The organism is Acidovorax facilis (assembly GCF_023913775.1).
Classification (GTDB): domain Bacteria; phylum Pseudomonadota; class Gammaproteobacteria; order Burkholderiales; family Burkholderiaceae_C; genus Acidovorax; species Acidovorax facilis.
Genome location: NZ_JAMXAX010000319.1, coordinates 1 through 778 on the forward strand (window position 1 = coordinate 1; position 778 = coordinate 778).

The 778-nt window shown below is 60.9% G+C and carries 1 pseudogene; it reads right to left on the reverse strand.

What is annotated here, in order from left to right:
- Positions 1-510: 510 nt before the first annotated feature.
- Positions 511-778, reverse strand: a pseudogene (locus NFX52_RS30395) (SAM-dependent DNA methyltransferase); the annotation flags it as partial.

Sequence of the window (778 nt, forward strand, 5' to 3'; positions counted from 1 at the left end):
GTACGCCGCGTCGCATATCTCGGTGTCTCTGAATCTTTGAGCATGGTGTCCACGATGGTTTACGTGCACACGATCTTGCGAGATGTCGCGGGACTGTTCAAGGTGGTACGGCTGGTCGCTTACCCTGTTCCTTCACTCCACCCGATCTGATGCTGGAGGTAGGGTGACTGAAGTGCATAAAGCAAGAACCGGCTGTCCACCTTGGCAGGATCAGGCCGCAGCAACACCTGCCGCTGCCCGAGGCAGCATTTCAGGCCTACGGGAATCTGGCATACGTCGCCCATTGGCGCCTCGCGAGTGATGACCAAATCACCTGCTTGCGGAGCGGCACGTCGAACCCTTCCCAGATAGTGCGACTCGTCGGTGTAGCTGGGGTTCGAGAGATCGAGTCTGCCGCCTTTGATGTTTTGGTTCCGAAGAACAATCACGCCCGTCTCTGTCCATGCTGGGGTGGCATGCGGACAGTCAACAACGAGAAGGCAGAGCGATTCGAGTGCGTGCTGCTGGACCTCAGAACTCATACCCCAACCCCCCCAGCTTTACCCGAATCACCGCATCCAGCTCCGCGCCTTTGGCCATCTGCTCGCCCAGCTTCTCCGTCAGCTTGACCATCTTGTCGGCAAAGGCTTCGTCGTCGTCCTCCACCGCCTCTGCGCCCACGTAGCGGCCAGGGGTGAGCACGTGGCCGTGCTGGGCGATTTCGGCCAGGGGCACGCTGCGGCAGAAGCCGGGGATGTCTTGGTAGCTGGCAGGGTGGCGGGGGTGGGCTTCGACGGGC